The following is a 6,254-nucleotide window of genomic DNA, read 5'->3' as shown; positions in this document are numbered from 1 at the left end:
GTCCATCGCGATCGGGGGTTTTTGCTTTGCACAGCACAAACAAGAAAAAACGCCAGGAGACGGACTAAAACGGGCTACACAGCGACTGCGAGAACTGAATTACTCGCGGCGCTAACTGCACCAACCCCGCAGCCAACCGACTTGGTAGCCTATGCCGCTCTGCTGAGAAGTGCGCACAAATAAAAAAGCCCGATGGATTTCCATCGGGCTTTTGCTTTTTTGAAGCAGCTTGCTATCAAGCAGCCAAGCGCTGCTCAATCGCAGCCTTGGTCTCCGGAAGCTCCTTCGGGAGATGATGCTCGAGCTGCTTGAACAGCTCCGCATGCAGCTTCAACTCGGCCTGCCATGCAGCTTTGTCGATACTCGTCACAGTAGCGAATTGCTCCGCGCTGAAATTCAAGCCAGTCCAGTTCAGATCCTCATAGCGCGGACTCACGCCGGTGATGTGATCCACGCCTTCGGTCTTGTTACCTTCGACACGATCGATCATCCACTTCAGCACACGCATGTTCTCGCCATAGCCTGGCCAGACGAACTTGCCATCAGCTCCCTTGCGGAACCAGTTGGTCGTGTAGATCTTCGGCAACTTCGCGCCAGCAGCTTCCAGCTTCTTGCCCAGATCGAGCCAATGCTGGAAGTAGTCGCTCATGTTGTAGCCCATGAACGGCAGCATCGCGAACGGGTCGCGGCGCACCACGCCTTGCTGGCCGGCTGCGGCAGCGGTGGTTTCCGAACCCATGGTCGCTGCCATGTAGACACCCTCGACCCAGTTGCGGGCCTCGGTCACCAGCGGCACGGTGGTCGACCGGCGGCCACCGAAGATGAACGCGTCGATCGCCACACCCTTCGGGTCGTCCCAGGCATCGTCCAGCGCGGGGTTGTTCGTCGCGGCCACGGTGAAACGCGAGTTCGGGTGCGCAGCCTTGGCGCCGGTTTCCTTCGCGATCTGCGGGGTCCAGTCCTTGCCTTGCCAGTCGGTGAGATGCCCGGGCAGCGTCTTGGTGTCCTGCTCCATGCCTTCCCACCACACGTCGCCGTCATCGGTGAGTGCCACGTTCGTGAAGATCACGTCGTGGTGCAGGCTGTCCATGCAGTTCGGATTGGTCAGCATGTTGGTGCCGGGCGCCACGCCGAAATAACCAGCCTCCGGGTTGATCGCATAGAGGCGACCGTCCTTGCCGGGCTTGATCCAGGCGATGTCGTCGCCGATGGTCGTAACCTTCCAGCCTTCGAAGCCCGCAGGCGGCACCAGCATCGAGAAATTCGTCTTGCCGCAGGCGCTGGGGAAAGCCGCCGCCACGTGGTATTTCTTGCCCTCGGGACTCGTCACGCCGAGGATGAGCATGTGCTCGGCCAGCCAGCCTTCATCGCGGCCCATGTTGGAAGCGATGCGCAGCGCGAAACACTTCTTGCCCAGCAGCGCGTTGCCGCCGTAGCCCGAGCCGTAGCTCCAGATCTCGCGCGTCTCGGGGTAGTGAACGATGTACTTGGTCTTGTTGCACGGCCAGGACACGTCCTTCTGGCCAGGCTCGAGCGGTGCACCCACGGTATGCACGCAGGGCACGAACTCGCCGTCGGCGCCGAGCACGTCGTAAACGGCCTTGCCCATGCGGGTCATGATGCGCATGTTGACCGCCACGTAGGGCGAGTCGGAGAGCTCGATGCCGATGTGCGCGATCGGCGAACCCAGAGGGCCCATGCTGAACGGCACGACGTACATCGTTCGGCCCTTCATGCAGCCGTCGAACAGCGGCTGCAGGGTCGCGCGCATCTCGGCGGGAGCCATCCAGTTGTTGGTGGGGCCGGCGTTTTCCTTCTGCTCGGAGCAGATGTAGGTGCGATCTTCCACTCGCGCGACGTCGCTCGGGTCGGACACCGCGAGGAAGGAATTGGGCCGCTTGGCGGGGTTGAGCTTCTTGAAGGTGCCGGCGTCGACCAGTTGCTGGCACAGGCGGTCGTACTCTTCCTTGCTTCCGTCGCACCAGTGGATGGCTTCGGGTTTGCACAGCGCGGCCATGTCGGCCACCCAGGCAATCAGTTTCGCGTTCTTGACGTATGAGGGCGCCTGAATGGTGAGGCCCTTCATCGTGGGTGCGTTCATCGGAAAATCTCCTAAGTTGAAAAATCGTCTTTCCGAACGGGACGCCGCGCCAGCTCAGGCACGGAGGTCCGTTTGAGAAAACGTTTCGCTTCGGGAGATTGCGTCAGCGCGGGCCGCACCGCCCGCGGACAAAGGCGCTAACGCCTGTCAGCGTCAGGCCATGTAGACGGCGATGGATGCCAGCAGCAGCATCAGCACGCCGCCGGCCAGCGGAAGCACCAGCGGCATCAGGTGAACGACCGACTCGACAGCGTCATGTTCGACGGCCGCGCTGTGGCTCGGCTCGACGGGAGTGGGATTGGACATCGGGAAATTCCTCGAATACGCAATTGACAAACTGATGGCATTTTACCGGCGGGCCGTCCGGAGCCGTTCTAGGGGGATGCGAGCCCCCAAACAGCGCCTTGCGGGCTTGATCTTGCAGCTCAATGCTGCTCTTCGGCCTCGAAGCCGGCGCCCTTCAGCGCGGACAGCACGCTGGCCAGGTGGGCCCGTCCGCGGGTCTGCAGGACCAGCTCGACATCGACGTTCTGTGCCGCCAGCATGGTGAAGGCGCGTTGGTGATGAACCTCGTCGACGTTAGCGCCCGCTTCGGCCACAGTGGCCGTGATGTGGGCCAGCGAACCCGGCACGTCGCGTGCGCTCACCCGGATGCGCGCCAGCCGCCCCGCCCGAACCATGCCGCGCTCGATGATGGCCGCCAGCAGCAGCGGATCGATGTTGCCACCCGACAGCACCAGTCCCACGCGCTTGCCCCGGAAGCGCTCGGGGTGCCGTATCAGCGCCGCCAGCCCGGCAGCACCCGCACCCTCGACCAGGGTCTTTTCGATCTCCAGCAGCATCAGCACGCCCTGCTCGATATCGCCTTCATCCACCAGCAGCAGGTCGTCGACCTTGCTCGCGATGATCTGCTGCGTCAGCACACCGGGTGTACCGACCGCGATGCCTTCGGCGATGGTGCTCGAGCCCTGCGCATGGTGGGTACCCTTGACGGCGTTGACCATCGCCGGAAAGCGCGTGGTCTGCACGCCGACGATCTCGATGTCCGGCTTGCGTTCGCGCGCGGCCACTGCCATGCCCGCGATCAGCCCGCCGCCACCGACCGACACCACCAGCGCGTCGAAATCGGGAACGGCGTCGAGCATCTCCAGCGCCACGGTGCCCTGGCCGGCGATGATCGCCTCGTCGTCGTAGGGATGCACGAAGGTCAGCCCCTCGCGCTGCGCAAGCTCGAAGGCATGGGTGCGCGCCGCTTCCAGCGTGTCGCCGTGCAGCACCACCTCGGCGCCGAAGCCGCGCGTGCGTTCGATCTTCACGCCGGGCGTGAAGCGCGGCATCACGATCAGCGCCCGCAGGCCGAGGCGTTGCGCGTGATAGGCCACACCCTGCGCATGGTTGCCGGCAGACATGGCGATCACTCCGCGTGTACCGTTCTCCGAAAGATCCACCAGCTTGTTGCATGCCCCCCGCTCCTTGAACGAGGATGTGAACTGCAGGTTCTCGAATTTCAGGAACACCTGAGCGCCGACGATTTCCGAAAGGGTGCGCGACTCCACGCACGGCGTGTTGAGCACCTGCCCCTGGAGCCGCGCCGCGGCGCGTTCGATTTCCTGGATTCCGACCATGGCGCGCATTGTGGCTGGAATCGCACCCATCAGGGTTTTTCCCGTTTCACGGTCTTCCCGAAGCCAAAAGTCTGCGTTATGGTCTCTCCGAAATTGTCCTCGTTGGAGGTTGCCTGATGGTCAAGCGTGCGGGTGTCGATGTCGTGGCTGCTGCGGTACGCGGGCAGGCATTGCCGTCGCCCGGACTCAAGGAGGCACCGGTGCTCGAGCTCATGTGCTCGCACTTCGTGCTCACGCTCGCAGCCAAGCAGGGGCCGCGCTTCAACGTGCGGCGCGATATCAACGGGCTGCTCTCGCTCACCGGGCGGCATCTCGTGTGGCCTGCCGCGGTACTGCAGCGGCTGCGTGAATTCCTCGGGCGACGCTGTGCCGGCAACGAAGCCTGGAAGGGCGTCGAAGATTTCGATGGCCGCACGCTGCTGGAGCGTCACGGCGTGTGGCGCGGCCCGTACGAGGAAGGCACGCTCTTCTTCTATCTCGACGAATACGCGAAGGACCAGCCCAAGGACCTGCTTTCGGTGCTGGCCGTTACGCGCGACTGGCTCACGCACGCGCTGCGCAAGCAATCGACGCTGGTCGAGAAGAACATCGACGCGCTCGCGGGCCTGCTGCAGCTCAACAAGGCCGAGCGTGCGCTGCTGCTGTACGGCACGCTCGCGCGCTACCAGCGCGACCTGCGCTCGCTGCTGGTCGAGTTCAAGGTCAACAACGCACCCGAGGCTTATGCCGCCATCGCCGACATCGCAGGCGTGAACGCGAGCGACGTGGGCGAGGCGCTGCGCGCGGGCTCGCGGCTCGAGCGCATCGGGCTCGTCGAGAACCTCATCTCGGAGCACAACATCACCGACCTCGCCGACCTGATGAAGGTCAGCGAGAAGCTGCCGCCGGTGCTCATGCGCGAGTACCGCGACCACAACGAGCTGATGGCCGTGTTCACGCGCCCCTCGGCCAAGAGCGCGCTCACGCCGCAGGACTTCTCCTTCGTGCAGGAAGACGCGCAGATGCTCGTCACGCTGCTGCGTGCCGCCGTTGCGCGCAAGGAGCCCGGTGTCAACGTGCTGCTCTACGGCCCGCCAGGCACCGGCAAGACCGAGCTCGCGAAGGTCGTGGCGCAGGCGGCCGGGCTCGAGCTCTTCGAGGTCGAGTACGCGGACCGCGACGGCAATTCGCTCAGCGGCCGCGACCGCTATCGCTCGCTGCAGATCGCGCAGGTGTTCCTCAAGGGCAGCGCGCAGGCCGCGCTGCTGTTCGACGAGGTCGAGGACGTGTTCCCGCCCATCAGCACCGAGGCCGCGCAGTTCATGGCGCGCGCCGAGCAGATTCCCGCGCCCACCAGCGGCAGCGTGAGCGGCAAGGCGTGGGTCAACCAGATCCTGGAGGCCAACCCGGTGCCCACGCTGTGGGTCACCAACCGCATCGAGCAGATCGACCCGGCCTTCCGCCGGCGCTTCGCCTATCACCTCGAGCTCAAGTCGCCGCCGCCCGGCGCGCGCGAGCAGCTCGTGAAGAAGACGCTCGAAGGCGTGGTCGTGTCCGAAGCCTTCACCGCCAAGCTCGCGGAGCGCAAGGGCCTCACGCCCGCGCAGATCCGTACGGCGGTGCGCTTCGCCGGACTGGCCGGCGCCGAAGGCGCCTCGATGGAAGCGCTCATCGAACGCCAGCTGCGCAACGCCGACCTCGCCCTCGGCACCGCCGATGCCTCGCGTGGCGACCGCCGCAGCGTCACTACCTACGACCTCGACATGCTCAATGTCGAGACCCGCTTCGAGATCCCGCGCATCGTCGAGGCGCTGAAGGCGCGTGGTCACGGCACGCTGTGCTTCTACGGCGCGCCGGGCACCGGCAAGACGGCGCTGGCCGAGCACATCGCCCGCTCGATCGGCCGCCCGCTCATCGTGAAGCAGGCCAGCGACCTCATGAGCAAGTACGTCGGCGAAACCGAGCAGAACATGGCCGCCATGTTCCGCGAGGCCGAGACCGAAAAGGCGGTGCTGCTGCTCGACGAGGCCGACAGCTTCCTGCAGGACCGGCGCGGGGCGCAGCGCACCTACGAGGTCACCGAGGTCAACGAGATGCTGCAGGGCATGGAGCGCTTCAACGGCGTCTTCGTCTGCACCACCAACCTGCTCGACCGGCTCGACCAGGCGGCGCTGCGGCGCTTCACCTTCAAGATCAAGTTCATGCCGCTCACCCCGGCGCAGCGCGAGCGCATGTTCGTCACCGAGGCGCTCGCGGGCGACGCCGAGCTCATGACGGCTGCCATGCGTTCGCGCCTCGCAGCGCTGGGGCAGCTGTGCCCGGGCGATTTCGCGGCGGTGAAAAGGCAGACCGATATCCTGGCCACGGAGTTCTCCGCTAGCGAGTTCCTGGACCAGCTCGAAGCCGAGCACCGCATCAAGCCCGAAGTGCGCGAATCGCGCGGCATGGGCTTCGTGCAGTAGCTCAGGCTCCAGCGGCAAGCCGAAGGCGCGGGCGGCCGTCGCCGCGCAGAACGAAAACATCCGCCCGCCATCGCGGGCACGAGGAGG

The 6,254-nt window shown here is 65.1% G+C and carries 4 protein-coding genes; 1 reads left to right on the top strand and 3 read right to left on the bottom strand.

Annotation, left to right across the window (positions count from 1 at the left end; translation table 11 throughout):
• Positions 1 to 235: 235 nt before the first annotated feature.
• From EJP67_RS15235 to EJP67_RS15230, 3 genes are all read right to left on the bottom strand, one after another.
• Entirely contained in the window at positions 236 to 2,101 is a 1,866-nt protein-coding gene (locus tag EJP67_RS15235) for a phosphoenolpyruvate carboxykinase (GTP) (protein WP_126022535.1), read from the bottom strand.
• Positions 2,102 to 2,254: 153 nt separating this feature from the next.
• Entirely contained in the window at positions 2,255 to 2,407 is a 153-nt protein-coding gene (locus tag EJP67_RS33620; RefSeq protein ID WP_165909630.1) for a hypothetical protein, read from the bottom strand.
• A gap of 119 nt (positions 2,408 to 2,526) precedes the next feature.
• Entirely contained in the window at positions 2,527 to 3,726 is a 1,200-nt protein-coding gene (locus EJP67_RS15230; protein ID WP_206169502.1) for a threonine ammonia-lyase, read from the bottom strand.
• Between the two features lie 116 nt (positions 3,727 to 3,842).
• Between EJP67_RS15230 and EJP67_RS15225 the strand changes: the two genes are divergently transcribed.
• Complete coding sequence (locus EJP67_RS15225; protein WP_126022534.1) at positions 3,843 to 6,167, top strand: ATP-binding protein; 2,325 nt, start codon at positions 3,843 to 3,845, stop codon at positions 6,165 to 6,167.
• Positions 6,168 to 6,254: the final 87 nt, after the last annotated feature.

Origin of the sequence: Variovorax guangxiensis (assembly GCF_003952165.1) — a bacterium.
GTDB classification, from domain to species: domain Bacteria; phylum Pseudomonadota; class Gammaproteobacteria; order Burkholderiales; family Burkholderiaceae_C; genus Variovorax; species Variovorax guangxiensis.
Note: the sequence above shows the minus strand (reverse complement) of the source record. Positions and strands in the feature narration are given on the sequence as shown.